The sequence below is a fragment of the Salipiger sp. CCB-MM3 genome (assembly GCF_001687105.1).
In the GTDB taxonomy this organism is placed as follows: Bacteria; Pseudomonadota; Alphaproteobacteria; order Rhodobacterales; family Rhodobacteraceae; genus Salipiger.
On record NZ_CP014595.1, the window covers coordinates 2,431,491 to 2,456,798 of the forward strand.

At 66.9% G+C, this 25,308-nt stretch carries 25 protein-coding genes; 17 read left to right on the plus strand and 8 right to left on the minus strand.

Annotated elements, in window-relative coordinates; translation table 11 throughout:
• The first annotated feature begins 62 nt into the window (after positions 1–62).
• Positions 63–344, plus strand: a complete 282-nt coding sequence (locus AYJ57_RS11740; RefSeq protein WP_066105332.1) for a FeoA family protein — start codon at positions 63–65, stop codon at positions 342–344.
• Between the two features lie 7 nt (positions 345–351).
• Positions 352–2,232, plus strand: a complete 1,881-nt coding sequence (gene feoB, locus AYJ57_RS11745) for a ferrous iron transporter B (protein WP_066105335.1) — start codon at positions 352–354, stop codon at positions 2,230–2,232.
• Here the strand turns inward: feoB and AYJ57_RS11750 are convergent.
• Positions 2,222–3,301, minus strand: coding sequence for a metallophosphoesterase family protein (locus AYJ57_RS11750; RefSeq protein WP_066105341.1), 1,080 nt, complete (start codon positions 3,299–3,301; stop codon positions 2,222–2,224). The two genes, feoB and AYJ57_RS11750, sit on opposite strands and share 11 nt — an antisense overlap.
• 272 nt (positions 3,302–3,573) lie before the next feature.
• Between AYJ57_RS11750 and AYJ57_RS11755 the strand changes: the two genes are divergently transcribed.
• The 5 genes from AYJ57_RS11755 (at position 3,574) to AYJ57_RS11775 (ending at position 7,548) form a co-directional block, all read left to right on the plus strand.
• Complete coding sequence (locus AYJ57_RS11755; protein WP_066105344.1) at positions 3,574–4,245, plus strand: winged helix-turn-helix domain-containing protein; 672 nt, start codon at positions 3,574–3,576, stop codon at positions 4,243–4,245.
• On the plus strand, positions 4,242–5,585 hold the full coding sequence (locus AYJ57_RS11760; RefSeq protein WP_066105346.1) for a sensor histidine kinase: 1,344 nt from the start codon (positions 4,242–4,244) through the stop codon (positions 5,583–5,585). Before AYJ57_RS11755 ends, AYJ57_RS11760 begins: the two co-directional genes overlap by 4 nt.
• A gap of 77 nt (positions 5,586–5,662) precedes the next feature.
• Complete coding sequence (locus AYJ57_RS11765) at positions 5,663–6,256, plus strand: cytochrome b/b6 domain-containing protein (RefSeq protein WP_066105349.1); 594 nt, start codon at positions 5,663–5,665, stop codon at positions 6,254–6,256.
• 175 nt (positions 6,257–6,431) lie between these two features.
• Positions 6,432–6,920, plus strand: coding sequence for a twin-arginine translocation pathway signal (locus tag AYJ57_RS11770; RefSeq protein WP_066105352.1), 489 nt, complete (start codon positions 6,432–6,434; stop codon positions 6,918–6,920).
• A gap of 40 nt (positions 6,921–6,960) precedes the next feature.
• Positions 6,961–7,548, plus strand: a complete 588-nt coding sequence (locus AYJ57_RS11775; protein WP_237220146.1) for a ferric reductase-like transmembrane domain-containing protein — start codon at positions 6,961–6,963, stop codon at positions 7,546–7,548.
• Positions 7,549–7,560: 12 nt separating this feature from the next.
• On the opposite strand, the gene AYJ57_RS11780 is transcribed toward AYJ57_RS11775, so the two are convergent.
• Positions 7,561–8,463 (minus strand): LysR family transcriptional regulator, encoded by a 903-nt coding sequence (locus AYJ57_RS11780; RefSeq protein ID WP_066105358.1) that lies wholly within the window; start codon positions 8,461–8,463, stop codon positions 7,561–7,563.
• Positions 8,464–8,551: 88 nt separating this feature from the next.
• Between AYJ57_RS11780 and AYJ57_RS11785 the strand changes: the two genes are divergently transcribed.
• Positions 8,552–9,409 (plus strand): NmrA family NAD(P)-binding protein, encoded by an 858-nt coding sequence (locus tag AYJ57_RS11785; protein ID WP_066105361.1) that lies wholly within the window; start codon positions 8,552–8,554, stop codon positions 9,407–9,409.
• A gap of 43 nt (positions 9,410–9,452) precedes the next feature.
• Here the strand turns inward: AYJ57_RS11785 and AYJ57_RS11790 are convergent, their stop codons facing one another.
• The 3 genes from AYJ57_RS11790 to AYJ57_RS11800 all read right to left on the minus strand — a co-directional run bounded on the left by AYJ57_RS11790 (position 9,453) and on the right by AYJ57_RS11800 (position 13,212).
• A complete protein-coding gene (locus tag AYJ57_RS11790) occupies positions 9,453–10,415 on the minus strand; it encodes a Gfo/Idh/MocA family protein (RefSeq protein ID WP_066105363.1) in 963 nt (320 codons plus the stop codon).
• Between the two features lie 162 nt (positions 10,416–10,577).
• Positions 10,578–12,152 (minus strand): GTPase family protein, encoded by a 1,575-nt coding sequence (locus AYJ57_RS26595; protein ID WP_066105365.1) that lies wholly within the window; start codon positions 12,150–12,152, stop codon positions 10,578–10,580.
• Complete coding sequence (locus tag AYJ57_RS11800) at positions 12,139–13,212, minus strand: YcjF family protein (protein WP_066105367.1); 1,074 nt, start codon at positions 13,210–13,212, stop codon at positions 12,139–12,141. Before AYJ57_RS11800 ends, AYJ57_RS26595 begins: the two co-directional genes overlap by 14 nt.
• Positions 13,213–13,537: 325 nt before the next feature.
• Here AYJ57_RS11800 and AYJ57_RS11805 point away from each other — a divergent pair, with 325 nt between their 5' ends.
• Positions 13,538–14,941, plus strand: coding sequence for a tannase/feruloyl esterase family alpha/beta hydrolase (locus tag AYJ57_RS11805; RefSeq protein WP_066105369.1), 1,404 nt, complete (start codon positions 13,538–13,540; stop codon positions 14,939–14,941).
• A 92-nt stretch (positions 14,942–15,033) separates the two neighbouring features.
• Here the strand turns inward: AYJ57_RS11805 and AYJ57_RS11810 are convergent, their stop codons facing one another.
• Entirely contained in the window at positions 15,034–15,369 is a 336-nt protein-coding gene (locus AYJ57_RS11810; RefSeq protein WP_066105372.1) for an ArsR/SmtB family transcription factor, read from the minus strand.
• A gap of 118 nt (positions 15,370–15,487) precedes the next feature.
• On the opposite strand from AYJ57_RS11810, the gene arsB reads away from it, so the two are divergent.
• From arsB to AYJ57_RS11825, 3 genes are read left to right on the plus strand one after another with little or no spacing between them, the layout of a single operon-like run.
• Positions 15,488–16,537 carry an ACR3 family arsenite efflux transporter gene (arsB, locus tag AYJ57_RS11815; protein WP_066105376.1) on the plus strand — a complete coding sequence of 350 codons (1,050 nt, stop codon included), beginning with the start codon at positions 15,488–15,490 and terminating at the stop codon, positions 16,535–16,537.
• A 20-nt stretch (positions 16,538–16,557) separates the two neighbouring features.
• Positions 16,558–17,277, plus strand: coding sequence for an arsenical resistance protein ArsH (arsH, locus tag AYJ57_RS11820; RefSeq protein ID WP_066105378.1), 720 nt, complete (start codon positions 16,558–16,560; stop codon positions 17,275–17,277).
• A gap of 25 nt (positions 17,278–17,302) precedes the next feature.
• Positions 17,303–18,640: an MFS transporter gene (locus tag AYJ57_RS11825; protein ID WP_083191233.1), complete on the plus strand. Its 1,338-nt coding sequence runs from the start codon at positions 17,303–17,305 to the stop codon at positions 18,638–18,640.
• 6 nt (positions 18,641–18,646) lie between these two features.
• On the opposite strand, the gene AYJ57_RS11830 is transcribed toward AYJ57_RS11825, so the two are convergent.
• Positions 18,647–19,531, minus strand: coding sequence for a LysR family transcriptional regulator (locus AYJ57_RS11830; RefSeq protein WP_066105383.1), 885 nt, complete (start codon positions 19,529–19,531; stop codon positions 18,647–18,649).
• Between the two features lie 117 nt (positions 19,532–19,648).
• On the opposite strand from AYJ57_RS11830, the gene AYJ57_RS11835 reads away from it, so the two are divergent.
• From AYJ57_RS11835 to AYJ57_RS11850, 4 genes are read left to right on the plus strand one after another with little or no spacing between them, the layout of a single operon-like run.
• Positions 19,649–20,698 carry an SDR family oxidoreductase gene (locus AYJ57_RS11835; RefSeq protein WP_066105386.1) on the plus strand — a complete coding sequence of 350 codons (1,050 nt, stop codon included), beginning with the start codon at positions 19,649–19,651 and terminating at the stop codon, positions 20,696–20,698.
• Positions 20,695–21,246, plus strand: a complete 552-nt coding sequence (locus tag AYJ57_RS11840) for a VOC family protein (RefSeq protein WP_066105388.1) — start codon at positions 20,695–20,697, stop codon at positions 21,244–21,246. The genes AYJ57_RS11835 and AYJ57_RS11840 overlap by 4 nt, the downstream gene beginning before the upstream one ends.
• 1 nt (position 21,247) lies before the next feature.
• Entirely contained in the window at positions 21,248–21,958 is a 711-nt protein-coding gene (locus AYJ57_RS11845) for an SDR family oxidoreductase (protein WP_066105390.1), read from the plus strand.
• 20 nt (positions 21,959–21,978) lie between these two features.
• Complete coding sequence (locus AYJ57_RS11850; RefSeq protein WP_066105392.1) at positions 21,979–22,926, plus strand: aldo/keto reductase; 948 nt, start codon at positions 21,979–21,981, stop codon at positions 22,924–22,926.
• 139 nt (positions 22,927–23,065) lie between these two features.
• On the opposite strand, the gene AYJ57_RS11855 is transcribed toward AYJ57_RS11850, so the two are convergent.
• On the minus strand, positions 23,066–24,088 hold the full coding sequence (locus AYJ57_RS11855) for a LacI family DNA-binding transcriptional regulator (RefSeq protein ID WP_066105395.1): 1,023 nt from the start codon (positions 24,086–24,088) through the stop codon (positions 23,066–23,068).
• A 481-nt stretch (positions 24,089–24,569) separates the two neighbouring features.
• On the opposite strand from AYJ57_RS11855, the gene AYJ57_RS11860 reads away from it, so the two are divergent.
• Positions 24,570–25,301 (plus strand): gluconate 2-dehydrogenase subunit 3 family protein, encoded by a 732-nt coding sequence (locus tag AYJ57_RS11860; RefSeq protein WP_066105398.1) that lies wholly within the window; start codon positions 24,570–24,572, stop codon positions 25,299–25,301.
• Positions 25,302–25,308: the final 7 nt, after the last annotated feature.

Here is a 25,308-nt window from a genome sequence, read left to right on the forward strand (position 1 = left end):
AAGGTTGCTTTTTAATTCCGAGGAATTCTATCAGAAAGTAGCCACACCTTCGAGGTCACGCCATGGACTCCAGACTGCTTGATGCAACCGACCGATCCGTCTCGCTGGGCGAGGCGAGGCGGGGGTACAGGGGGCGCGTGGTCTGCCTGCTTCCGACAACCGGCACTGGTCGGCTCGCGCCCGACGAGATGGAGCGGCGTTTAATCGAGATGGGCTTTATCGAGGGTGTCGAAGTTTCGGTGATCCACGAAGGCCCGTTTGGCCGCGACCCGATCGCCGTTCGGGTCGGCGCGGCAACTGTGGCGCTGCGCCGTCGTGACGCCATGGCGATCCTCACGGAATAAAAAGACAATGTCCCAGCTTCCGACTTCGGCGGGTGAGCGGCTCACCCGCATCGCCCTCATTGGCGCGCCCAATTGCGGCAAAACCTCACTGTTCAACGCGATGACCGGCGCGAACCAGCGGGTGGGCAACTATTCGGGTGTCACCGTCGAGCGCAAGATCGGCATGGCGCAGACGCCGCAGGGCGAGACGCTGCGGATCACCGATCTGCCCGGTACCTACAGCCTGCGCGCCCGCAGCCCCGACGAGGCGGTGACGCGTGACATCGTTCTGGGCACGCGGGTGGATGCCGAGCCGATTGACCTGCTGCTCGTGGTGGTCGATGCGACCCATATGCGTCCGGGCCTGCGGCTGTCGCAGGAACTGCGCCACTGTGGCCTGCCGCTGCTGGTGGTGGTCAACATGATCGACATCGCCCGTCATCGCGGCATCGACATTGATCTCGAGCGCCTCTCTGCCGAACTTGATCTGCCGGTGGTGGCCTCCACCGCCGTGCGCCGGGCAGGGATGCAGGCGCTCTGGGGGAAGCTCGACGCGATGATCGGCAGCGGGTTGCCGGACCGCCAGACCGCGGTCTGGACCGAGCCCACGGCGGCCGATCTTCGCGCGGCGCTGCGCGAGGCTGACCGGATCATCGACCATAGCGTCACCACGCCCGAGCGCCACCGCAGCCTCTCCGAGCGGATCGATGCGGCGCTGCTGAACCCTCTGGCCGGGCCTCTGATCCTGCTGCTGATCATGTTCGCCATGTTTCAGGCGGTCTTTGCCGGTGCCGCGCCGCTGATGGACGGGATATCCGCGCTGATCGAGGGTGTCGCCGCTGCGGTCTCGGCACTTCTGCCGGAAGGGCTGCTGCGCGGGCTCATCGTCGACGGGGTGATCGCTGGCGTGGGCAGTGTGGTGGTGTTCCTGCCGCAGATCCTGATCCTCTTTGCCTTCATCCTGATCCTCGAGGATCTGGGCTATATGGCGCGCGCCGCCTTTCTGATGGACCGGATCATGGGCCATGCGGGCCTGCACGGGCGGGCCTTTATTCCGCTGCTGTCGAGCTTTGCCTGTGCCATTCCCGGCATCATGTCCGCGCGGGTGATCGATGACGAGAAGGACCGGCTGACCACCATCCTCATCGCGCCGCTAATGACCTGCTCTGCGCGTATCCCGGTCTATACGCTGCTGATCGGCGCCTTCGTGCCAGCACGCAGCATCGGGCCCGGGATCAACTTGCAGGGACTGGTGATGTTCGGGCTGTTCGCGGCAGGCGTGGTCAGCGCGTTGCTGGTGGCGCTGGTCGGACATCTGCTGTTCCGCCGCCATGAGATCGCCGCCCCGCTGATGCTGGATCTGCCCGACTACAAGGTGCCGCAGCTGCGCGGCGTGGTGTTGGGGCTCTGGCAGCGCGCGCGGGCATTCCTGCGCCGGGCGGGGACCATCATCTTCACCGCAAGCATCGTCGTCTGGGTGCTCTCGACCTTTCCCTATCCGCCGGAGGGCGCAGCCGAGCCCGCGATCAACTACAGTTTCGCGGCAATGATCGGCCATCTGCTGCACCCGGCGCTGGCACCTCTGGGCTTCACTTGGGAGATCTGCGTCGCCCTAGTGCCGGGGATGGCGGCGCGCGAAGTGGCCGTGGCGGGCCTCTCGACGGTCTACGCGGTATCGGGCGGAGAGGGGGCGCTGGCCTCGGCGCTGGCCGCGCAGTGGAGCCTTGCCACCGGGGTCTCGCTGATCGTGTGGTACATTTTCGCCCCGCAGTGTCTGTCCACGCTGGCGGTGATCCGGCGCGAGACCGGCAGCGCGCGCTGGATGTGGGTCTCCATCGGCTACATGTTCGGACTGGCCTATGCGGCCAGCTTCATCGCCTATCACGCGGTGGCGGCACTCACTGGCTGAGCATGGCCCGGCGGCGCGGATTGCAGGGCGCCGCGCCGCTGTCCAGCACCTCGCCGTCGGGCGCATCCTCGTACCACCAGCGGACGCCGTTGGTGCCGAGCTCCAGCCGCAGCAGCCCGATATGGCCGAAGATGGCCGCAGCGGTGGTCGGCTTCGGCGCCGAGGCCGCCGAGATCTCGCCGCCGGTGCCGATGGTGAAGCCGATCGTGCCGTTTTCGGGATCGGCGCCGCCGCCGGGGGCCAGCGGGACCGTGCGTTCGTAGAAATGATTGTGCCCGTTCAGCACCAGCGTGGCCCCGGCGGATGCCAGCCGGTCAAACAGCGCCACGGCGCTATCGCGGTCGTGGCGCCGCTTTAGGGAATAGGCGGGCTTGTGGAAGAAGGCCAGAATACAGGCCTCGGGCGCATCTTTGAGCGTGGTGTCGAGCCATTGCGCCTGCTCTGAGTTGGGCGCAGCGCTGACCTCGCTGTTGAGCGAGAGGATCAGCCAGTTGCCTTCGCGCGCGGCATAATATCCCCGGTCACCCGGTCCGGCGCGATCCCCCCAATACCGAAAGTACCCGAAGGCATCGGGAGAGTTGTACTCGTGGTTGCCCGGCGTCGGCAGCGTCCGCGCGTGCAAGCCTGACCAGAGCGGATCGAAACACTCCTCGAATTCCACCGGCTTGCCTGAACTGTAGACGAGATCGCCAAGCGCCAGGATCGGGGCATCGGGCGAGCGGCGTGCAAGCGCGACGGTGTCCGCCGCGAGAGATGCCGTCGGATCGAAGGGCGAGGCGAGCCCGATGAGATCGGCGGTCACCGGCACCGCCGAGGCAAGACCGGGGCGCTCGGGGCAATTGGCGATGTCGCCGAACGCCAGAAGCGTGAGGGCGCCGGTGTCGGGATCGACCGCTTTCTCGATCGTTTGCTGCTGCGGGCTTAGGGTCTGCAGGCTGGCCTGCTGCTGTGCCGGGGCGGCATTTGCGCCGCTCAGCAGAAACCCTGCGTAGCCAATCCAGTCGCCTTCGAGCGTCGCCACCAGCGCCATAGGAAGCAAGAGCGCCGCGACCCAGCCGATTTTTCTCATGTCATTCGTCCCATTCGATCACCCGCCCGGCTTCTCCGCGCGGGGATCACTTACGCGCGGATTTTGAGGGAAGCCAAATTACGGATAATCAATGTTTGGGTCAGGCCCCGGTCGGACATGTGCTTCAGTCAGAGAGCGCCGCCGCGTCGCGGGCACCACCCACCCGCCCGACGCCCTTGCGCGCAATGACGCCTGACAGCGCAGTTCGGGGGCGCTATGACGGATGCGAACCGCGACGGCCTGCCAAGGTGTAAAGGAAGGACGCGACATTCATGCATATCCTCGTAATAGAGGACGATCCGACCACCGGTGATTATGTGGCCACCGGGCTGCGCAGCGAAGGGCATGTGGTGGATCTGGTGCCCGACGGTCGCGACGGGCTGGTACAGGCCATGGCAGGCAGCTACGACGTGATGGTGCTCGACCGGATGGTGCCCGGGGTCGATGGGATGTCGATACTGCGCACGCTGCGGGCTTCGCGCAACCCGGTGCCGGTGCTGCTGCTGACCTCGCTCGACGGGGTCGAGGATCGGATCGGCGGGCTCAACGCCGGGGCTGACGACTATCTGGTGAAGCCCTTCGCGTTCGGCGAACTTTCGGCCCGGCTCAACGCGCTCAGCCGCAGGCCGCCACCCTCGGACGAACCGACGGTGCTGCGGGCGCGCGATCTCGAGATGAACCTGCTATCGCGGCGGGTCACCCGCGCTGGGCAGGAGATCGAACTGCAGCCCCGCGAGTTCGCGCTCCTCGAGCATCTTCTGCGTCGCAAGGGGCGGGTTCAGACCCGCACCATGCTGCTCGAGTCGGTCTGGGATATCCATTTCGATCCGCAGACGAATGTTGTCGAAAGCCACATGAGCCGCCTGCGCGGCAAGGTCGACAAACCCTTCGACTGTGCGCTGATCGAAACTCTGCGCGGCTCGGGCTACCGGATCGCCGAATGATCCGCCCGCGCTCAACGCCGCTGCGTCTCACCGCCGCGCTGATCGTGGTCTTTACCGGGTTCCTCGCCGTCGGTCTGGGCACCGCCTATCTTGTCATGCGCCAGACGCTCAGTGCTGATATCGCAGCGCGGGCGGATCAGATCATCGCCGAGCTTCGCAGCATTCCCGAGACCGAAGAACGCGCCGAGCGGGCGGCAGAGATCGCCGGGTCCGCCGATCCGCGTATGATGATGCTTCATGCCAGAATCGACGGCCAGCAGATCGGCCCGCTCTCTCTGACCGGCCTTGCCGATGGTGTGGTCTACGGCGATGAGATCGGTTTTCCGCCGGCCTCCGAGCATGGTTATCTCGCCCGATCCGCGGGTCTTGGCGCGGGCAGGGTGACGGTGCTTGTCGGGCGGCGCAGCCTTGGTGAGCTTAACGAGACCTTCCTCGCGATCCTTGGCTTCAGCTTTCTGCCGGCGCTGCTGCTGACCAGCGCCATCGGGTGGGTCGCGGTGCGGCGCACGGGCGCGCGGGTCGAGACGATCCGCGGCACGCTGCAGGCGCTCACTGAGGGCCATCTGAGCGCGCGGGTCGGCGCGCCGCATCCGGACACCGACCTTGGCGACATCTCGCGCGATCTCGATCGCATGGCCGCCGCGCAGGAGGCGGCGACCGAGGCGCTGCGGCAGATCGGCTCGGACATCGCGCATGACCTCAAGACCCCGATCCAACGCGTCGCGGTGCGGCTCGAGCGGCTGGCGCAGGCCGATCTGGACGAGGCGGTGCGCGACGAGTTGGGGGCCGTTCAGGCCGAAACCCGGCAGATCATCGGCACATTCCAGTCGCTGCTGCAAATCGCGCAGTTGGAAGGCGGGCAGGGGCGCGACAGTTTCGGCCCCGTCGACCTTGGGCAGTTGGCGCGCGACATGGCGGAGATCTACGAACCCGCTGTCGAAGAGAATGGCGGAACGCTTTTCTGCCGGGTGGAGGCGCCGCTGCCGGTCACCGGCGACCGGCATCTGCTGTCGCGGCTCATCGCCAATCTCGTCGAGAACGCACTGCGCCATGCGCCGGGCGGGCCGATCTGCTTGACGCTGAACGGGTCCACGCTCCGGGTTGCGGATGCCGGGCCCGGCATCCCCGCCGATCGGCGCGAGGATGTGCTGCGCCGGCTCGTGCGGCTGGAGGCGAGCCGCAGCACGCCGGGCTCGGGGCTTGGTCTTGCGATGGTCAAGGCGATTGCCGATCTGCATGGCGCGCTGCTCGATCTCGGCGACGCCGGGCCGGGGCTGATCGTCTCGGTCTCCTTTCCCGCCGGGGATGGGCAGCCTGCCGCGAAGATTGGGAAACCGTAATCTTTCGAACAGGTGGCGCGAAGCTTCACCCGCCACCCATGCTCTCAAGTGCTCAACCTCACACAGAGAGTCCCGCCATGCCCGAAACCACCCGCCACACCCGTCTGACCCGTCTGCTGCACGGGCTTCTCGCGCTTGCCGTCGTTGTGCAACTGGCCTCGTCGCTGGGGATGATCCCAGATCGCCCGGACCGCCCCGGCAACCTGCTCTTCGAGGTGCACGAGAGCATCGGCATCGCTTCCATGGCGCTGGTGCTGGCGTTCTGGCTGTGGTCGCTGTCGCGGCGCCACGGCACGCAGCTGGGTGCGTTGTTCCCGTGGCTATCTGCATTGCGGCTGCGCGCGCTCAAGGCCGACATTCTGCGCCACATCACCGCGCTGCGCCATCTGCGGATGCCTGCGCATCAGGCCGATGCGCCATTGGCCTCTGCGGTCCATGGGCTCGGGCTCTGCCTCGTGACCCTCATGGCGGGCACCGGTACGCTCTACCTGCTCTCGGGCGCGAGCAGCCCGCGCGAGGCCGGACTGACGATGGAAGTGCATGAGGCCCTCGGCTCCGTGGTGTGGGTCTATCTTGTCGGTCATGGCGGGATGGGGGTGCTCCAGCACCTCGGCACCGAATTCGATCTGCGCAGCATGTGGTCGCTGCGCCCCAAGACTCAAAAGGACTGACGCGGGGCAGGGCCGCCACAAGGCCGTGCCCTCACGCGATCGTGGTCGGTTTGAGGGCTGAACCCACCCGGATGGCTTTGGGACAGGCGGTTTCCGGGGTAGTCTGAGGGTCTGCGGCGCGCTGCGCCGCAGACCCTCAGCAAGACCCACAGCACGCCTGTCAGGAGGGCCTCTCATGACCAATGTTCTGTTCCACCGCCGCAGCCTGCTTGCCGCCGGAGTTGCCTTGCTTGCCACCGGAGCTTCGGGGCTGCGCGTTCCGGCGCGCGCGCAGAGTCTTGCGCCGACGCGCTCGATGCGCGGCGGGTCCAACAACTACCGACCCGGCGCGCCGCTGGTTGCGCGGATCGGCGGCGGTGGATTCTGGATGTCGGGAACGGTGCGCCGTTCCGGAGATGGGGCGCCGCTCGCCGGACAGAGGATCCAGATCTGGGCACATACCACCGAAGGGCACGAGCGCGACCCGCAGAGCCACGGCGCAACGCTGACCGATGACAACGGCGTCTTCCGGCTCGAGATGCCGCAGATCGTCCCGGCCTTCGGGCAGCCGCATGGCCATCTCGCCTATGATAGCGCTGCCTTTGAGACGGTCTTTCTGCGCCCGGTGATGGGAAGCTCCCGCGACAGCAGTCTCGAGGCGCACTTCGTTCTTCAGCCGGTCTGAGCGCGTGCATCTTGCAAGACGTCGACGCGCAGGCAGGGTTTTGATCTGGTCGTCGCTTGCGCTGGCGATCGGCATCCCTGTGGCCGCTGCGGCGGTGAGCCCGCTGCTGGCGTGGCGCCAGCCGGTCTATATCGCCAGCGGTTTTGCCGGGATCATCGCCTTGGGGCTGCTGCTGCTCCAGCCGCTGCTGGCCATCGGGGCGCTGCCCGGACTGCAGGGTGGACGCGGGCGGCGTGTGCATCGCTGGATCGGCGCCGCTCTGGTGATCTTCGTGGTCCTGCATGTGGCCGGGCTGTGGCTGACCAGCCCGCCGGATGTGATCGACGCGCTGCTCTTCGTCTCGCCAACGCCGTTCTCGGCGTGGGGCGTGATCGCCATGTGGGGGGTGATCCTGTCGGGGCTTCTCGCGCTGCGGCGTCGGCGTGGGCGGCGCTGGCGCCTCTTCCATCGGGGTCTTGGCGCAGTGGTCGTCGGTTGCAGTGTGATCCATGCGCTGCTGATCGAGGGAACGATGGAGCCGCTGTCGAAGGCGCTGCTGTGCGGGTTGGTCCTGTTGGCCACGCTCGCAGCGGTCCTGCGCCCGCGTCTTGTCCGCGCGGGGCGCCGCCGCGCCTCTGGTGCGGGTTAGGGCTGGGACAGGTTAGGGACGGGCGGCGGCGCCGATCCGGGCCATTTCCTCGGCCAGAGCCTGACGCACGCGGGCGATGCGCGGCACCTGCCGCAGCGCTTCGGGCACCACCAGCCAGACCGGCAGCGCGGGCAGGCGGAGGAACTCGGCGATCCGTTCGACTCTTGGATCAGCATCCGCGATCACGCGTTGAAAGCCGCCCACGCCGCAGCCTGCACAGACCAGCGCCCAATTGACCAGCTGATCCTCGCAGCGCAGCGGAAAGGTCTCGCGGCTGGCAGTCCAGCCGTTCTCGGCCATCAGTCTTTGCATGATGTCAGACCGTCCGTAGCCCACGAAATCCATCGCCTTCAGCGCCTCCAGAGTCTCGGGACGCCCGGCGCGGTCGAGGTAGCTGCGCGCCGCGTAGAGCCCCAAGGGCAGATCCGCCACCTTCTGCGCCGAGAGATCGCCGCGCTCCGGTCGGAACATGCGCAGCGCGATGTCGGCCTCGCGGTGCAACAGGTTTTCGGGCAGGTCAGAGGCGACGAGGTCGATGCGGATGCCCGGCTCTTCTCTGCGCAGCCGTGCAAGAAGTTGCGGCAGATGCCAATGCGCCACCACTCGCGCGGCGGTGAGGCGCACGGTGCCTTCGAGCCGCGCGCTCGCCCCGGCGGCGGTCAGCGAGATGCGGGCTGCGGCATCCTCCATCTGCTGTGCGTGCGCCAGCAACTGGTGGCCCATCGGTGTGAGGGTTTGCCCCTCGGGGCGGCGGGTGAAGAGGGGCTGCTCCAGAGCCTCTTCCAACGCGCGCATGTGCCGACCCAACGTGGGCTGGCTGATGCCGCTGCTTCGCGCGGCCGCCGACAGCGAACCGGAGCTGGCGACGCGGACGAAGCTTTGCAGAAGGGACCAGTCGAGTTGCCGAACATCCATTCATTCATGAATGGGCAGCTTGCAATTTTTCGCAATCCCCATGCGATAACTTCCGTGGGAGGATGGCCCCGCAAGCACAGGAGGCATCATGTCACGTAGCGTTCTCATCCTTGGTGCGTCGGGCCATTCCGGCAGCGCTTTCGCCTGCGCCTTTGCCGAAGACGGTTGGGACGTGCGGCGCTACCGCCGTGGCGACGACCCGGCCCGCGCGGCGCAGGGCGCAGATCTGATCGTCAATGCCATGAACCCGCCGGACTACCACGACTGGGCGCGGCAAATCCCCGCGATCACCGAGCTTACCATGACGGCGGCACGGGCCAGCGGCGCGCGGGTGCTCATTCCCGGAAACGTCTACGTCTTTGGCCAAGAACCCGCGCCTTGGTCCGCCGAGACCCCGCACCACCCCTGCAGCCGCAAGGGGCGGATACGCTCCGAAATGGAAGCGGCGTGGCGGGCCTCCGGGCTTCCGGTGACCATTCTGCGGGCGGGGGATTTCATCGACGGCGCAAAGCCGGGGCTGATGATGGGGCGGGTGATGCTGAAACATCTCGGGCAGGGAAAGATCACAGCCCTCGGGCCGCCCGACGTGCGGCGCGCCTACGCTTATCTTCCCGATGTCGCCCGCGCCGCGGTGGCGCTGTCACGCAAGGACGACCTGCCGCGTTTTGCCGACATCCCGTTTCCGGGGCACAGCTTCAGCCTGACCGAGATGGCCTCCGAGATCACCCGGCAGACTGGCCGGGACCTGCGCATCACCCGCTTTCCATGGTGGACGCTGCGCATGGCCTCCCCAGTCTGGGAGCTTGCGCGGGAGCTATATGAGATGCGCTATCTCTTCGCACATCCCCATTGGCTGGATGGCGCGGCGTTTGACGCGGCGGTGCCGGAGTTCGTCAAGACACCCTTCAGCGAGGTTGTCGCCTCCCATCTACCGGGCAGGTCCTGAGTAGGGCCGCGCCGCCGGGGGGATGGCGGCGCGCAGGGCGGGGTCAGGCCTTGCCGCGCAGCATCTCTTCGACCAGCCGCTGCACCTGCAGCGCTTCGCGCGGGGTGGCGAGCCGGTGCGGCTTGCCCGCGACGCAGAGCAGCAGATCGTCAAGCTGCGCCCGCAGCGCCACGGCGCGCGGATCGGCTGGGGCAGGCGCGACCGGGGTGAAGCCCGCGCCGGTGGAGACGGCTTCATCCGAGAAGTTCGAGACGCGATGGCTGGCCGCGCTGCCCTTCACGGTGAATTCCTGCCGGTCCTCCTGCGCGCCGCCGACGCTGGCGAGGATCGAGACGGGTAGCCCGGCGGCGTTTTCCAGACGCGCAAGCAGCGCGGTCTCGCAGAGCGCGGGATCGGCGGGGTAGGAGGGCCGCGCCCAGACCACCGACAGCGGGCCGAGGATGCGCTGGCTGAAGAACAGGAAATGCGACAGCACCTCGCGGGTCATGCCGCCCTCGTCGCGGAACCGCAGCCAGTCCGCCGCCGTCTGCCACGCGCGCGGCCAAGCGGCATAGGTGACCACCATGTCGACGCCCACCAGATCGCCGATCTTGCCCGCCTGCGCGGCGGCAGAGATATTGGCCAGAGCCTCGCCTGCGGCCTGCGTGAAGTTCACCGCGGCGGGCACCCCGCTGGCCTCGAGCTTGGCGACGAGAACCTCGCTGGTGGCCACATCGACACCCAGCGGCTTTTCAAGAAACACCGCCTGTCCCGCATCGGCGGCGGCCAGCGCGTAGGCCATGCGCGGCACCGGCGGGCATGCGAGATAGACCAGATCGGCGCCCGCCATGGCCTCTTCGGCGGTCGCTGCAACGGTGACATCGGGGGCCATCTGCCGCGCCGCGTTACTGGCCTCGGCGGAGGGATCCCACATGGCGCTGACGGTATAGCCCTCGTGCAGCTGCATATGCTCGAGCATGCGCCGCCCCATGATCCCGAGGCCGATGATCGCCGTTTTAACTGCCATGGTGCTGTCCTTCTTCTGCGCGTGGCTGCCGTGCCGGTCCACCTTGGGCGGCGGCGTCTCTACCTCGCACGGGGATGCGGGCATGGGTAGGGGAGATCGGCGCATGACCAAGCGTCCGCCGCTCTGGCGACAGGACACAAGTCATGGCCTCGGAACGAGATTTCAGGGCTGCGGGTCGTCCTCCGCCGCGTCGTCTGCATGGGTGTATTTGCGCCCGAAGGCGGTCAGCGCGCCGCGCAGACCGCGGCCCGCACGGGAGGTTTCCTGGAGGACGCCGCTGGTCTTGCCCTCGATGCGCAGGCGGTTGCGCTGGGTGTCGAGCGCCGGGCCGAGCAGGCTTTCGATGCGGGCGCGCAGCCGGTCGACGTTCCAGTCGGGTTCAGTGAGCACCACGGGGATGGTGTTGGCGGTGACGCGGGCGTCGGCGATGTCGGATTGCACCGCCATAACCACCTCTGTCACGCGCTCCATCGCCTGATCGTCCAGATGCCCCTCGGGCACGGGCCAGACGCTGAGCAGTTCATCGACGCAGGAGATCGCCACGACCACCGGGGGCATGCGCCGCCGCGGATCGCCGGAGACAAGCGCGCGCAACTCGGCGATGGTGGCGCGGTCGATCTCGCGCGCGGGGCGGTTGGCGCGCACGGTCCAGATGATCAGATCGGCGCGTGCCAGTTCCGCGGCGACCTTGCTGGCCAGCTTGGCGGACCCGTCGAGGCCGGGCATGTCGAGCAGCATGGTCTCGACCCCGTCGAATTCGGTGGGGTAGGTGCGGGCCTCGTCGGTGGTGGGGATCACATCGACCTCGGCCAGATCGCTGCCCATGAGCGCGTTGATCAGGCTCGACTTGCCCGCGCTGATCTGACCGGCGACGGCGACGCGCAGCGGCATGTCGCTGGCGGCGAGGCGGGCGCGGTCAAGCTCGCTGGAGGCAAGCCCCAGATCGAGCAGTTCGGAATCCGAGAACTTGAGCCGCCCGGAGTAGAGTTCCACCGCCGCCGCCGCGACTTCTTCGAGCAGCAAAGCCTGCAGGATCGCGGTGCCCTCGCTGGTGACAAAGGACGAATGCCCCTCTGCGATGACCCCCTCGATCTCGCGCAGGATGGCGGTGGGCAGGGATTTGACCGCGCGGATCACCCGCCACGCGTTCCAGCCGTGTTTCTTCACCTTCAGCGCCACATCGCGCCGGTCCCACAGCCAAAGCAGCGTGCCGACCGAGATGCTGTCGGAGAAGGGCACCTTGTCGCGGATGTCGGACCGCAACCGTACCGCCACCCGGTCGATCAGCAAAAGCGCCTCGGGGACGGTGAAATCGAGCACGCCGCGCTCGCCCTTGCCCGAGGCGGCGGCGACGCGCTCGACCACCTCCTGCGCGATCGGCTGCAGATCGGCCCATGGCAGGGCGGCAGAGGTCTTTTCGGCGATAAAGCCCTGCGCGGCTTTGAAGGCGGTGATCTCGCGCTCGCTCCATGACGGGTCGATCCTTGCATGCAGTTGATCGGGGCGGGGCGTGTCCTCGGCGCCCTTGGAGCGCAGCCAGATGCGGATCAGTCGGATCGCGGCCACCAGCCCGCCCAGAGAGATCGAGGCGACGATAAACTCGATCAGCCAGCCGTGCTCGATCATCCACGCAAAGCCCGCGATCATCGCGGCGACGAAGGGCAGGGCCAGCGCCGCGACGGCGAGGAACCGGTCCCAGCGCAGCAGGACAGGGCGCAGGCGCTCAGTCAGCTTCATCCGAAGACCTCTTGAACGCGCGCTGGTAGACCTTGCGCAGTTCTTCCTCGCTCGGCGGGCTGTCCTGCGCGGTGCGGTAGAGAAAATAGGCCGCCGCCCGGCCTAGCGCGTAGGTGGTGGCAAAGCTGATCGCCCCGGCGGTGGCGGCACCGACGGTCTGGCCGTAGACCGGGATCAGTTTCGCGAGTTCGCGCAGTCCGAAATTGGCGGCATAGCGCGCGCCAACGCTCAGTCCCATGGTGCTGAGGAAGGCGGCACCAATCTTGCGGTCCCATTTCACCCCATAGCGCAGGCCCAGCTCGTGCAGCATCTTCATCTGCGTGACCGGCACCGCCACCATGCCCACAACCGGCGCGATGTCGCTGGTCAGCGCGACGCCCGCGTAGGAGAGCACGCAGCGCTTGTGCTTCTGGAACTCCAACTGCTCAGCATCGCTGGCGCGGGTCTTTTCCAGCAGCAGTCCGGCGGCGGGCAGCGCGTCGAGCAGATGATGCCGCAGCGCGTCGAGCCCGACGGTGTCGGTGGTCTCATTGGGGGCCAGCGACAAGCTCACACGTGGCAACTCGCGCCGGGCGGCGCGGGTCATCTGTGCGGCGATGGTGCGCTCGGCGCGCTCGCACGCCTCTGGGTCGGGGATAAGGTCCTTGCCGGTCAGCACGAGGATGGCGCGCATGTCTTTGTCGTGCGCAGCGATGTCGCCCAGAGCATCGGCCACCACGCCCTGCACCGGATCATCGAGCCGGCACAGCACCAGCAGCACGTGGCTGCGATTGCGGCAGGCCGCCAGATCGTCGGCGGGATCATAGCCCGCCTCGCCAAGACCGCGGGTGTCCAGAAACCGCACCAGAGGCTCTTCGGGCGGGAAGTCATAGCTGTGCGCAGAGCGCGTACAGGGCTGGAAGCCATTGCCGATCTCGGCGTCCGATTGCTCGGTCAGGGCGCGCACCAGCGAGGATTTCCCGGCGGCGGTCTTGCCCAGCAGCCAGACCACGGGAAGCACGCGGTCTTTGCTCTGGTCTTTGGTCTGGCCTGTCGAGCGCCTGAGTATCTTGTTCAGCATCTTCCGTCCGTTCCGCGGCTCACCCGTTCCGCCTGCAAAAGCAGGTTCCGCCAAAACGCCGCGCGGTTCAACATGACGCTGCGGTGGCGGCCCCTTCTCCAAGGCGCACTGGGCGTGCGGCTTATGCCTTTGGCGGGGCGGGGCCCTTTCTCCCTCCCTCCAAGATAGGTCGCGCGCGGCGCAGGCAAATTCCGCGTCGCTGCCCGGCAGACAGGGCGGGCAGCCCCGTAACCCTGCGGCAGCCACGCGCAGGACCCCCAAGAAACTCTTGAGACGATTGGATTCGCGGGTAATTCTACTCATGGGAGAACGAGGGAGGAACTCTATGAAACTCAGAGCCGCGACGCTGGCGCTGCTGGCCAGTGCGTCCTATTGCTACGCCGATCAGACCGCCGAGGAGTGCAGCGCCCTGCGCGACACGGTATTTCCGGGCGGGTATGTCACCTCGGCGCGGGTGCAAAGCCCGGAGGGGCTGCCGCAATACTGCGAGGTGCGCGCCACCGCGCTGCCCGCGATCTCGATCGAGGTGCGGCTGCCGCTCTCGGGCTGGAACGGCAAGTTCTATCAGGCCGGCTGCGGCGGGTTCTGCGGCATCCTGGGCCGCGCCGATGGCGGCGAGTCCTGGGTCAACGCCATGCGTCCGGGGCTCGAGCGCGGCTATGCCACCGCCACCTCCGACAGCGGCCATTTCGCGCTGTCGGTCACCGAGGCGACATGGGCGCAGGACAACCCGAATGCCGAACGCGACTGGGGCTGGCGCTCGATCGGCGAGACCAACCGCGTGGCGCAGGTGATGATCGATGCCTTCTATGGCGCCCCTTCGACGCAGGCCATCTTCCAAGGGTGTTCCACCGGCGGTCGCATGGCGCATGTGGCGGCGCAGCGCTATCCCGAGATGTTCGACGGCATCATCTCGGGCGCTCCGGCGATGGATTACACTGGGCTGGTGGGCACGGCGATGTCATGGGTGCTGCAAGCCAATACCGCGGCGGGCGGCAGCCAGATCCTCGGGCCCGACGAGGCCGCGAAGATCGGCGAGGCGGTGCTGCAGCAATGCGACGAGACCGATGGTGCCGAGGATGGGCTGATCGCCGATCCGCGGGCCTGCGAGGTGGATTATTCCGGCCTTGGCCTTACCGAGCCGCAGCTTGAGACGCTGGCGAAATGGCGGCAGGGGCCGCGCGATGCGGCGGGTGAGCAGCTTTATCCCGGCGGCATTCCCGAAGGCTCCGAGCCGTTCTGGTGGCTCTGGCTCACCGGCAACGCAGAGGGGGCGGGCAAGCTGGTCTCTGGCTTTGCGGGCGGTTTCACCCGGCATATGGCCTTTGCCGACGATCCTGGCACGGAGTATTCGCCGCTCGAGTTCGATTTCGAGGCGGACCCGCTGCGCATGACCGACGCCGCGGCCGTCTACAATGGCGACAGCCCCGATCTGTCGGCCTTCCGCGAGGCAGGCGGCAAGATGATTGTGTATCACGGCTGGGCCGACGCCATCGTGACGCCTTACAAGACTGTCGAATGGTATGAGGCGGCTTCCAAAGCGGCGGGCGGCGAGGCGACGCTGGCCGAGAGCGTGAAGCTCTTCATGGTGCCGGGGCTCGACCATTGCGGCATTCTGCCGGGACCGGACGGGCTGAACTGGTCCTCGCTCGACCCGATGTCGCCGCTTGAGGCGTGGCTGAATGACGGCACTGCGCCCAATACGATCATGGCGCCGAAAGTCGAGTAAGCCCTTGTGCCGCTCGCCGTGGCCCTTTGGTCTTGGCGGGCGGGTTGTTTTCCCGGTACTGGCGCCATGATCGTATCGGGCGCCGGGTGGGGTCAGTCTGCGCAGCCTTGCGCCGGTGCGACGGGCAGGGCGCAGGCCTTGGTGTCGCCGCCACAGCAGTCTTCGAGCAGGAACTGCACCAGCGCATCCACCGCACCAAAGTTCGGCGCGTAGAGGATTTCCTTCTGCCGCCGCGTGGCGGTGACCAGCCCCGCCCGTTTCAGGATCGAGAGATGCCCTGAGAGGGTCGAGGGCTTGGCCTCCAGCCGCCGCGCGATCTCCAGCGCGGGCACGCCCTCTGGCCCTTCGCGAACCAGCAGCCGGAACACCGCGAGGCGGGTTTCATGGGCAAGTGCGGCAAATGCGTCGATGGCGGAGTCTTGTTTCATATTTCGTCAATGCCCGAAATGACGAAGCTTGACAAGCGGCAGACGGCTCCGTACCCCAAGAGTCAATTCGGATTTTCCCGAAATGACGATTGGCACCTTGGCTGGAGACCAACGAGACATGACCGACACCGCAGCCCCCGCCCATGAACCGATGGGCCGTTTCGAACGCCTGCTGACCCTTTGGGTGGCGCTGGCTATGGTGGCGGGCATCGTCATCGGGCTGCTCGCGCCGGGCCTGGTGCAGGCCATCGCCGCCGCCGAGGTCGCCTCGATCAACCTCGTCGTCGCGGTGCTGATCTGGGCGATGGTCTATCCGATGATGGTGGGCGTGGACTTCGGCGCCGTCGCGGGGGTGGCGCGCCAGCCGAAGGGGCTGCTGGTGACGCTGGTGGTGAACTGGCTGATCAAGCCTTTCACCATGGCGCTGCTGGCGGTGCTGTTCTTCGAGCATGTCTTCGCGCCGTGGATCGCCCCCGAGGACGCCGCGCAATATATCGCCGGGCTTATCCTGCTGGGGGCGGCCCCTTGCACGGCAATGGTCTTTGTCTGGTCGCAGCTGACGCGCGGCGATGCCACCTACACGCTGGTGCAGGTCTCGGTGAACGATCTGATCATGGTGGTGGCCTTTGCGCCCATCGTCGCCTTCCTGCTCGGTGTGACCGAGATCGCCGTGCCGTGGAGCACGCTGGTGCTGGCCACGGTGCTCTATGTGGTGCTGCCCTTGCTGGCCGGGCTCGCGACGCGGAAACTGCTGGGCTCGCAGGAGGCGATCGACGCGTTCAGCGCGAAGATCAAACCGCTGTCGATGATCGGCCTGATCGCCACGGTCGCGATCCTCTTTGGCCTGCAGGGCGAGGTGATCCTCGCCAAGCCGCTGGTGATCGCGCTCATCGCCGTACCGATCCTGATCCAGAGCTACGGCATCTTCGCACTGGCCTATGGCGCGGCCTATGCGTTGAAGGTGCCGCACCGCATCGCCGCGCCCTGCGCGATGATCGGCACCTCGAACTTCTTCGAACTCGCGGTGGCCGTGGCGATCAGCCTCTTCGGCCTCAACTCCGGCGCGGCGCTTGCCACCGTGGTCGGCGTGCTGGTCGAAGTGCCGGTGATGCTTTCGCTGGTGGCATTCGCCAACCGCACCCGCGCGCGTTTCCCGAGCGCGCAATGACGATGACCAAGGATTCAGACATGGCCGACATGCCCAATATTTCCCAAGAGTGCTTCCGCCCGGTCGACCCGGCGGCGCTGTTCCCCGCCACGCGCAGCACGCATAAGCCGCGCATCCTCATCCTCTACGGCTCGCTGCGCGAGCGCAGCTTCTCACGCTTCGCGGCGGAAGAGGCGGGGCGGCTGCTGGAGGCGTTCGGCGCCGAGGTGCGCATCTTCGATCCACGCGATCTGCCGCAGACCGACACTACCGGGCCCGATCACCCCAAGGTGGCCGAGCTGCGCGATCTGGTCACCTGGTGCGAGGGCATGGTCTGGTCCTCGCCCGAGCGGCACGGCTCGATGACCTCGATCATGAAGGCGCAGATCGACTGGATTCCGCTCTCGCTCGGCTCGGTGCGCCCGACGCAGGGCAAGACGCTGGCGGTGATGCAGGTCTGCGGCGGCTCGCAATCGTTCAACACCGTCAACCAGTTGCGCATCCTCGGGCGCTGGATGCGGCTGCTGACCATCCCCAACCAATCCTCGGTCGCCAAGGCATGGGACGAGTTCGATGAGGCGGGGCGGATGAAACCTGCGCCCTATTACAACCGCATCGTCGACGTGATGGAGGAGCTGGTGAAGTTCACCCTGCTGACCCGCGACATCAAGGAGCATCTCGTCGACCGCTATTCGGAACGGGTGGAGAGCCATGCCGAGCTGTCGGCGCGGGTGAACCAGTCCAAGGCCGCCTCGGAATGACCCGTCGCGCCGGGCGCTCTAGCCTATGACACATCCGCAGGGAGGGGCTTTCGCGGGTGGACGTCTCGCGGGCGGATTGGCCCGTGTCGGCGGCGGCATTGACCGGGCGTGGCGGGCCGTGGGGCTCGACCCCCACGGTTTCGCGCAGCGACAGCCGGAGCGGGCGGAACGGCTGGCGATCTGGCTTCTGGGGGTCGGCGCCACCGTGGGGTATGGCGCGCTCTATTACATCTTCGCCGCTCTGCTGCTCAGTTGGGAGAGCGTGCAGCCGTGGGGTACCGAGGTCGGCAAGGGCTGGCTCACGCTCGCCTTCATGTGCGCGACGCTGACCGGTGCCGCCGTCTCGCCCTTCGCCGGGCGGATGGTGGACCGGGGCCGGGGGCGCTGGCTGCTGAGCGTTGGCATGGCGCTGGGGGCGCTGTCGCTGCTGCTGCTGGCCTCGGCGCAAAGCTATTGGATGTTCCTGCTGGCATGGCTCGGCCTTGGCATCGCCGAGGGCTGCTGCCTTTACGAGCCGTGTTTTTCCTTCGTCACTCGCACCACCCATGACCGCGCGCGGGCCAACATCACCCGCATCACGCTGGTGGCGGGCTTTGCCTCGACGCTGGCCTATCCCTCGGGCGCCTTTCTGGCCGAAGCCTTGGGCTGGCGCGGCGCGGTGCTGTGCTTTGCCGGGGCGGTGGTTCTGATCGGGCTGCCCGCGATGTTCGCGGGTGCGACGATGCTGGAATGCTGCCCCGAGGACAGCCACACGCCCGAGCGCCGGGCCGAAGACCGCGCGGCCTTTGTCGCGGCCCGTGCGCGCCCGGAATTCTGGCTGATCCTTGTCGCCTTCTCGCTGATCGGGCTCGCCTATGCGCTGGTGCTGACCCATATCATGCCGATCCTCACAGACCGCGGGCTGAGCCTTGGTCAGGCGGTTCTCGCGGCGTCGATGTTCGGGCCGATGCAGGTTGCCGGGCGCTTGGCGATGATGCTGGCGGGCCACCGGGCGTCGGGGCTGAAGGTGGCGGCGACCTCCTTTGGCGGCATCCTCTGTGCCATCGCGGTGCTGCTGTTCATCGTGCCCGCGGCGCCCTTGGCGGGGTTTGCCTTCGCGCTGCTTTTTGGCGCCAGCTTTGGCCTTGTCAGCATTCTCAAGCCGGTGGTCATGGCCGAAGTGCTGGGCCGCCGCGCCTTCGGCATGATCGCGGGGTTCATGGCGGTGCCGTTCCTGATCGTCGCCTCGGTGGCACCGCAGGCGGGGGCGCTGCTGTGGCGTGTCGGCGGCTACGATCTGGCGCTTGGGGTGGCGCTGGTGGCGGCGCTGCTGGCGCTTTTGGTGCTGTTGGTCCTGATCCGGCGGTTGCGGCGCGGCTGGTGAGGCCTGTCAGGCCGCCAGTTCGCGCCCCAAAAAGTCCAGAAGCTCTTGCACCCGGCGCGCGCCATTGCCGCGCTGGGGCGAGACCGCGTAAAGGTTGGTCGCCTCGTCGGTGAACTCCTCCAATGCGGTCTCCAGCCGTCCGGCGGCCAGATCGTCGGCAATGTCAAAGCTGGATTTGTTGACCACCCCGGCACCTGCCACCGCCCATTCGCGTAGGGTCTGACCATCGTTCACCTGCCGGTTGCCCATGATCCGAACGCGGAACCGGCTGCCATTCTCGCGAAAGCCCCAATAGGCCTGCAGCCCGGTCGGCCCGCCCAGCACAAGGCAATTGTGCTGTGCCAATTCGCGCGGGTGGCTGGGTTTGCCGTGGCGGCGCCAGTACTCGGGCGCGGCGCAGACGCATTTGCGCCCGCGCAGCAGCAGCCTTGCGCGCAGGTCAGAGTCCTGCAGCGGGCCGGTGCGGATGCCGATGTCGAACCCGCCTTCGACAAGATCGACCACCTGATCGCTGAGCAGCATCTGGATCGTCAGCCCCGGATGCAGCCGCATGAACCGGTCGACCAGTGGCGCCACCCGCTGCCGGCCGAAGTCATTGGTGGCGGTGAGCCGTATCTCTCCCGAGAGCGGCCCCTTGTCGGAAAACCCGGTCATCACATCATCGACGTCCGACAGGATACGGCGGCATTCCCCCAAGAACCGCTCGCCCTCGGGGGTGAGCGAAAGCTGCCGCGTGGTGCGCAGCATCAGCTGGGTGCCGAACATATCCTCGAGCTGCTTGAGCCCATGGGTCACCGTCGACGGCGCGACCCCCCAGGCGCGCGCCACGGCAGAGAGGTTTCCGGCTTCGGCGATCGCCATGAAGAGCCGCATTTGGCGCAGCGTGTCCATTGTTCGATTTCCTCGAAAAGAGCTTTGGATGAAATGGCCATTTCATCCCTCAGTCGAATTCTATCTCTTGCAGAGCGGGTGACCAGACCCGCAAGCACAGAAGTTTCAGGAGGCTCCATGCCGCAACACCACGCGCTTGTCGCCGGCGGACTCGGCGTGATCGGACGCAATCTCGTGACCCATCTGGCCGACGAGCTTGGCTGGCAGGTCACCGCGATTTCGCGCCGGACGCCGGATTTCGACACCGCCGCCCGCTATGTCTCGACCGATCTGCGCGACGCCGAGGCAAGCCGCGCCGCGCTCGCCGAGGCGGGCCCGTTCACCCATGTCTTCTACGCCGCCTATCAAGAGCATGACGACCCCGCCGAGCAGGTGAGCGCCAACCTCGAGATGCTGCGCAACTGCGTCAGCGCGGCGGCGGAGGTCTCGCCCGAGTTGCAACGGGTGCTGCTCTTTGAGGGGGCGAAATACTATGGCGCGCATCTTGGCGCGTTTCCCACTCCGGCGCATGAGGACGACCCGCGCGTCATGCCGCCGATGTTCTACTACGATCAGGAGGACTGGCTCACCGCCTACGCCGAGGGCAAGCCTTGGGAGTATGTGGTGATGCGCCCCGACGTGGTCTGCGGCTTCGCGATCGGCAACCCGATGAACCTTGCGATGGTGATCGCGGTCTATGCCGCCATCTGCAAGGAGTTGGGGATGCCGCTGCGCTTTCCCGGCTCGACCACATGCTATGGCAAACTGGCGCAGCTCACCGATGCGGCGCAATTGGCCGAAGGCTCTGCATGGGCCGCGACCGAGGCACCGGCGGGCACGGCCTACAATCTCACCAACGGCGACATCTTCCGCTGGCGCCACCTGTGGAAGCGCGTCGCCGCGCATCTGGATATGGACCCCGCCGAGCCGATGCCGATCTCGCTCAGCGAGATGATGGCCGACAAGGGCCCGCTGTGGGAGGAAATGCAGGCCAAATACGGCCTCCTCGACGTGCCCTTCGAAAAGATCGCCGCATGGGGCTTTGGGGACTTCATCTTCAACTGCGATTGGGACGTGATCTCCTCCACCACACGCATTCGTCAGGCCGGTTTCGGAACCGTCGTGGACAGTGAGGAGATGGTTCTGAGACTGATTGACGAATTCAAAGAACGAAAGGTAATCCCATGACCGACAAGAAAAATTTCCGCGGTGTCGAGCACATTGGCATCACCGTTCCGGCCTATGAGAACGCCGTCGCTTTCTTCGAGAAGGTCTTTGGCGCCGAGGTGCTCTACTCGTTGGTGACCAAATCCGGTGATCCGCTCACCGCCGAAGAGATCGGGTCCAAGAACGGCTTGCTGAAAGGCACCGCGATCGTGGCCGTCTCGATGCTGCGCTTTCACAATGGCCCCAACCTCGAGATCTTCGAGATCGACCGCCCGCGCGGTGAGGGCAAGGCCAGCATCTCGGACCTCGGCATCAGCCACTTCAGCGTCACCGTCGAGGACGTCGAACAGGCCGCGCGTGATTTCGCCGCTGCCGGAGGCCAGATGCTGGAGGGGCCTTATGACCTTGGCGGTCAGGAAGAGGGGCCCGGCAATCGCGGCGTCTTCGGTCTCACGCCTTGGGGTCTGCTGATCGAGTTCGAACAGCTGCCCGCGCCGATGCACTATGATGGCTCGCCGGACGCCAAGCGCTGGCTGCCCGAGCCGCTGCACAGCAAAGAGGAGGCCTGAGATGAGCCTCAACGACAAAACCGTTCTGGTGCTCGGCGGCTCGTCGGGCATCGGGTTCGGCGTCGCGAAGGCGGCGCAGGAGGCGGGCGCCAAGGTGACCATCGCCTCGCGCAGCCAAGAGAAGATCGACGCGGCGCTGGACCGGCTCGCGGCAGGCGCGGCGGGTGTGACGCTCGACACCGGCGATGCCGAGGCGCTGGAGCGGTTCTTCGGCAAGAACGGGCCTTATGACCACATCTTCTGCTCTGCCTCCTCGACCAAGGTCGCGGCGGTGCGTGAGCTGCCGCTGGAGGACGCATATGCCTCGTTCAACTCGAAGTTCTGGGGCGCGTACCGGTTGGCGCGCGCGGCGAAGATCCGTGACGGCGGCTCACTGACCTTCACCTCGGGCTTTCTGTCGGTCCGGCCCAAACCCGGGGCCGCGATCCAAGGCGCGATCAACGCCGCGCTCGAAGGTTTGGCGCGCGGGCTGGCGCTGGAACTGGCACCGGTGCGGGTCAACTGCGTCTCGCCCGGCCTGATCAAGACCGAGATGTACGACACGCTCGAAGGCGACGGGCGCAAGGCGATGTTCGACGGCGCGGCCGAGAAGCTGCCGGTGGGGCAGGTGGGTCTGCCCGAGCATATCGCCGTGCAGGCGCTCGCCTTCATGCAGAACCCCTATATGACCGGCTCCACCGTCTTTGTCGAAGGCGGCGGCGCGCTGGTCTGACAGATCAAAGGAGACACGACATGCAAAAGAAATCCCTTGGCAGCACCGGCTTCGATATCTCGCCCATCGTCTTCGGCGGCAACGTGCTGGGCTGGACCACCGATGAGGCAGAGAGCTTTCGCGTGCTCGACGCTTTCATCGACCACGGCTTCGACACGATCGACACCGCCGACGTCTATTCGGCTTGGGTCGATGGTCACACCGGCGGCGAGTCCGAGACCGTGCTGGGCAAATGGTTCGCCGCGCGCCCCGGCATGCGCGACAAGGTGAAGATCTTCACCAAGGTCGGCTCCGATATGGGCGGCGAGGGCGAGAAGGGCCTTGGCGAGGCGTGGATCCTCAAGGCCGTGGACCGCTCTCTGGAGCGCATGCAGATCGAGACGATCGACCTTTACTTCTCGCATTGGCCCGACCCTGAAACGCCGCATGAGGTGACGCTGGGCGCCTATGACACGCTGCTGAAGTCCGGCAAGATCCGCGCCATTGGTGCCTCGAACTACGATGCCAAGCTGCTCGGCGATGCGCTGGCGGCCTCGAAGGACAAGGGGCTGCCCGCCTATCAGGTGATCCAGCCCGAATATAACCTCTTCGACCGCGGCGCCTTCGAGGGGCCATTGCAGACGCTCTGCACCGAGAACGACATCGGCGTGGTCACCTACTTCAGCCTCGCCGCCGGGTTCCTCAGCGGCAAATACCGCTCGGAGGCCGACCTCAAGGGCCGCCAGCGCGCCGGAATGGTCGAGAAATACCTCACCGAGCGCGGCATGAAGCTGCTGGACGTGCTCGAAGATGTGGCCAGCGCGCATGGCGCCAAGCCTGCCGAAGTGGCGCTGGCATGGCTCATCCACCGCGAGGGCGTCACCGCGCCGATCGCCAGCGCGACCAGCGTCACGCAGGTCGAAAGCTTCGCCAAGGCGGCCTCGCTGAAGCTGTCGGAGGAGGACATGGCGCGGCTCACCGCGGCCTGAGCTTCAGCAATCTGCGCTGCCCCCTGATGCCTTCGTCTAGACGAAAATATCCCGGGGGAGCCCGCCACAGGCGGTCGGGGGCAGCGCCCCCAAACGGCCTTCCGCCGCGGTCCGCTCAGCGGGCCGCGGCACAGACGTTTCAGCAATTCTCGCCGATGAGAATCTCGAACGGCAGCGAGGTCTGCACTTCCGCGCCCGACTTGCCGCCTTCGAGCAGGCGCACCATCGCGTGTACCGCCTCGCGGGCGATGGCCTCGCCGGGGTGCGACAGGATCATGTCGATCCGTCCCGAAACCAGCGCCGAGCGGGTGCGCTCGGTGAGTTCCGTGCCGATCAGCAGCGGCGGGCGATCATGGCTGCGCAGCGCCTCTGCCGCCCCTTCAAGCCCGCCCCCGGCCAGCATGATGGCGGCAAGATCGGGATGCTCGTGCAGCAGCGCCGTCACCACCTGCTGCGCGCGCGCATCGCTTTCGTCGGTGCTGGGCGCTTCGAGGATGCTCAGGCCCGAGCCGGTCGCGCCTTGGATGAAGGCGCGGAAACTGGCGGCATGGGATTGCTGGCACAGATAGCGCGGGTTGCCGGTCATCAGCGCGACCTTGCCGCCCTGCGGGCAGAAGCGCTGCACGAACCAGCCCGCCGAGCGCCCGAGTTGCCAGTCGTTGGACCCGACAAAGCCGCGGCGGTGCTTGGACGAGATATCCGACAGCATCGCCACCACGGGGATGCCGCGCGCGTGGAGTTCCTCGACGGCCATATTGACCTGTGGATGGTCGATGCAGACGGCGGCGATGGCGTCGCATTTCTCGCCGAGCGCCAGCAGCGCCTCGGCGGTGCGTTCAGGGCAGGGGCCCGAGATATGCGAGAAGATCGCGCGGCCCTGCACGCTGGTCAGCCCGGCGATCTCGCGGCTGATCTGCTGGCTCATCAACTCATAGTAAAGCCGCGAGCGGTCGTTGAGCAGAAAGCCGAAGCTGCGGGCGGGCGCTTCGATGCCACGGCGGCTGCGGATCGAGCCGACGGCGTGAAAGCCGATGCGCTCTGCGGTGGCCAGCACATGTTCGACGGTGGCGGGCTTTACCTTGCCGCGTCCGCTGAGGATGCGGTCGATGGTGGAGACGCTGACATGCGCCTCGCGGGCAAGGTCGGAAATGGTGAGTCGCATGGACGGGGCGGCCTTTTGCGCAAACGATAGCAGGATCCCCTCCCTCGCGTCACCTTCTAGGGCAGGCATGGTGGGCATTGCAATCCCGTCGTGCTGCTGAGGGAATGACCCTCATGGTGACGTGATCTTTCTTTCATTTCGACGCGCCATGAGGGAAAGCCGGATCCGCGGCACACCTTTGCATACGGCTCTCTTGTGGCGCGCGCCGCGACCACATACCGCAGGGGCAGCCCCCGGCGGCGGCGGATTCCTCCCATATCCGATGTGCGCCGCCGGGAGTTTCACCCCGCGCGTTCCGGCCCCGGCGCGCCCGGCGACCTCCCATGGGGCCACGGCCACCCTTGTGGCCGGTCCAAGCCAGATATGTTGCCGCCGTCCGATCCAGTCGTAGCGGGCCGCCTTGCCTCGCCTGCGCGTGGCGGGTCTTTCCGGCCTTCTTCGTCCGGCCCGGACATCGGTACACAGCCAAGAGGTGTTCCGTATGAACCGAAGAGAAGCGCTGTTCTCGCTCGGCTCGATGGCCGCCGCAGGGGGGCTCGCCTCCCGCGCCGGTGCTGTCGAACTGCGTGGCGTGCCCAAGCCCACCGAGATGTCCGCCGACCACCTGCCGACCCCCGCCCGCACCGGCGGCGGTTTCCGGGTGCTGACCGAAGAGACCGACCAGAAGACCGTCAAGGCCGTCTTCGATCGTCTGATCCCCGCGGATGACTTCGGTCCCTCCGCCTCCGAAGCGGGGTGCCTCGAGTTCCTCGACGACCAGCTTTCCGGCGACTACGGCGCGGGCAAAGCGCTCTACCTGCAGACGCCGCTGCGTCCCGAGATCGAAGAAGAGATCATGGGCTCGCCGCAGTTCCTCGCCACCCCGCGCGAGCGCTACGAGACCGGCCTCAAGGCGCTCGAAGCCTATGCGCAGGAGAACGACCAAGCGGCGTTCCACGCGCTCTCGCCTGACCGGATCGACGAGATCCTGACCGGGCTGGAAGCGGGCGAGATCAGCCTTGGCGACGATGTCGACGGGCAGGCCTTTTTCGAGCTGATGCTGCAGAACGCGCGTGAAGGCTATCTGGCCGACCCGCTCTATGGCGGCAACCGCGACATGGCGGGCTGGAAGATGATCGGCTTCCCGGGCGCGCGCTACGACTACCGGCCCTATGTGGATCGGCGCAACGAGGACCTGGGCCTGACGCCCGTCAGCCTCATCCCGAACGACTAAGGCCAAG

What these genes read in the sequence shown, in the direction of transcription:
- AYJ57_RS11805 (WP_066105369.1), top strand. Translation starts at nt 13,538, where the DNA reads ATGAAACTCAGAGCCGCGACGCTGGCGCTGCTGGCCAGTGCGTCCTAT.
- AYJ57_RS11740 (WP_066105332.1), top strand. Translation starts at nt 63, where the DNA reads ATGGACTCCAGACTGCTTGATGCAACCGACCGATCCGTCTCGCTGGGC.
- AYJ57_RS11855 (WP_066105395.1), bottom strand. Translation starts at nt 24,088, where the DNA reads ATGCGACTCACCATTTCCGACCTTGCCCGCGAGGCGCATGTCAGCGTC.
- arsH (WP_066105378.1), top strand. Translation starts at nt 16,558, where the DNA reads ATGGCCGACATGCCCAATATTTCCCAAGAGTGCTTCCGCCCGGTCGAC.
- AYJ57_RS11835 (WP_066105386.1), top strand. Translation starts at nt 19,649, where the DNA reads ATGCCGCAACACCACGCGCTTGTCGCCGGCGGACTCGGCGTGATCGGA.
- AYJ57_RS11845 (WP_066105390.1), top strand. Translation starts at nt 21,248, where the DNA reads ATGAGCCTCAACGACAAAACCGTTCTGGTGCTCGGCGGCTCGTCGGGC.
- AYJ57_RS11825 (WP_083191233.1), top strand. Translation starts at nt 17,303, where the DNA reads ATGACACATCCGCAGGGAGGGGCTTTCGCGGGTGGACGTCTCGCGGGC.
- AYJ57_RS11840 (WP_066105388.1), top strand. Translation starts at nt 20,695, where the DNA reads ATGACCGACAAGAAAAATTTCCGCGGTGTCGAGCACATTGGCATCACC.
- AYJ57_RS11790 (WP_066105363.1), bottom strand. Translation starts at nt 10,415, where the DNA reads ATGGCAGTTAAAACGGCGATCATCGGCCTCGGGATCATGGGGCGGCGC.
- AYJ57_RS11830 (WP_066105383.1), bottom strand. Translation starts at nt 19,531, where the DNA reads ATGGACACGCTGCGCCAAATGCGGCTCTTCATGGCGATCGCCGAAGCC.
- AYJ57_RS11785 (WP_066105361.1), top strand. Translation starts at nt 8,552, where the DNA reads ATGTCACGTAGCGTTCTCATCCTTGGTGCGTCGGGCCATTCCGGCAGC.
- AYJ57_RS11780 (WP_066105358.1), bottom strand. Translation starts at nt 8,463, where the DNA reads ATGGATGTTCGGCAACTCGACTGGTCCCTTCTGCAAAGCTTCGTCCGC.
- arsB (WP_066105376.1), top strand. Translation starts at nt 15,488, where the DNA reads ATGACCGACACCGCAGCCCCCGCCCATGAACCGATGGGCCGTTTCGAA.
- AYJ57_RS11850 (WP_066105392.1), top strand. Translation starts at nt 21,979, where the DNA reads ATGCAAAAGAAATCCCTTGGCAGCACCGGCTTCGATATCTCGCCCATC.
- AYJ57_RS11765 (WP_066105349.1), top strand. Translation starts at nt 5,663, where the DNA reads ATGCCCGAAACCACCCGCCACACCCGTCTGACCCGTCTGCTGCACGGG.
- AYJ57_RS11755 (WP_066105344.1), top strand. Translation starts at nt 3,574, where the DNA reads ATGCATATCCTCGTAATAGAGGACGATCCGACCACCGGTGATTATGTG.
- AYJ57_RS11810 (WP_066105372.1), bottom strand. Translation starts at nt 15,369, where the DNA reads ATGAAACAAGACTCCGCCATCGACGCATTTGCCGCACTTGCCCATGAA.
- AYJ57_RS11760 (WP_066105346.1), top strand. Translation starts at nt 4,242, where the DNA reads ATGATCCGCCCGCGCTCAACGCCGCTGCGTCTCACCGCCGCGCTGATC.
- AYJ57_RS26595 (WP_066105365.1), bottom strand. Translation starts at nt 12,152, where the DNA reads ATGAAGCTGACTGAGCGCCTGCGCCCTGTCCTGCTGCGCTGGGACCGG.
- feoB (WP_066105335.1), top strand. Translation starts at nt 352, where the DNA reads ATGTCCCAGCTTCCGACTTCGGCGGGTGAGCGGCTCACCCGCATCGCC.
- AYJ57_RS11750 (WP_066105341.1), bottom strand. Translation starts at nt 3,301, where the DNA reads ATGAGAAAAATCGGCTGGGTCGCGGCGCTCTTGCTTCCTATGGCGCTG.
- AYJ57_RS11800 (WP_066105367.1), bottom strand. Translation starts at nt 13,212, where the DNA reads ATGCTGAACAAGATACTCAGGCGCTCGACAGGCCAGACCAAAGACCAG.
- AYJ57_RS11770 (WP_066105352.1), top strand. Translation starts at nt 6,432, where the DNA reads ATGACCAATGTTCTGTTCCACCGCCGCAGCCTGCTTGCCGCCGGAGTT.
- AYJ57_RS11860 (WP_066105398.1), top strand. Translation starts at nt 24,570, where the DNA reads ATGAACCGAAGAGAAGCGCTGTTCTCGCTCGGCTCGATGGCCGCCGCA.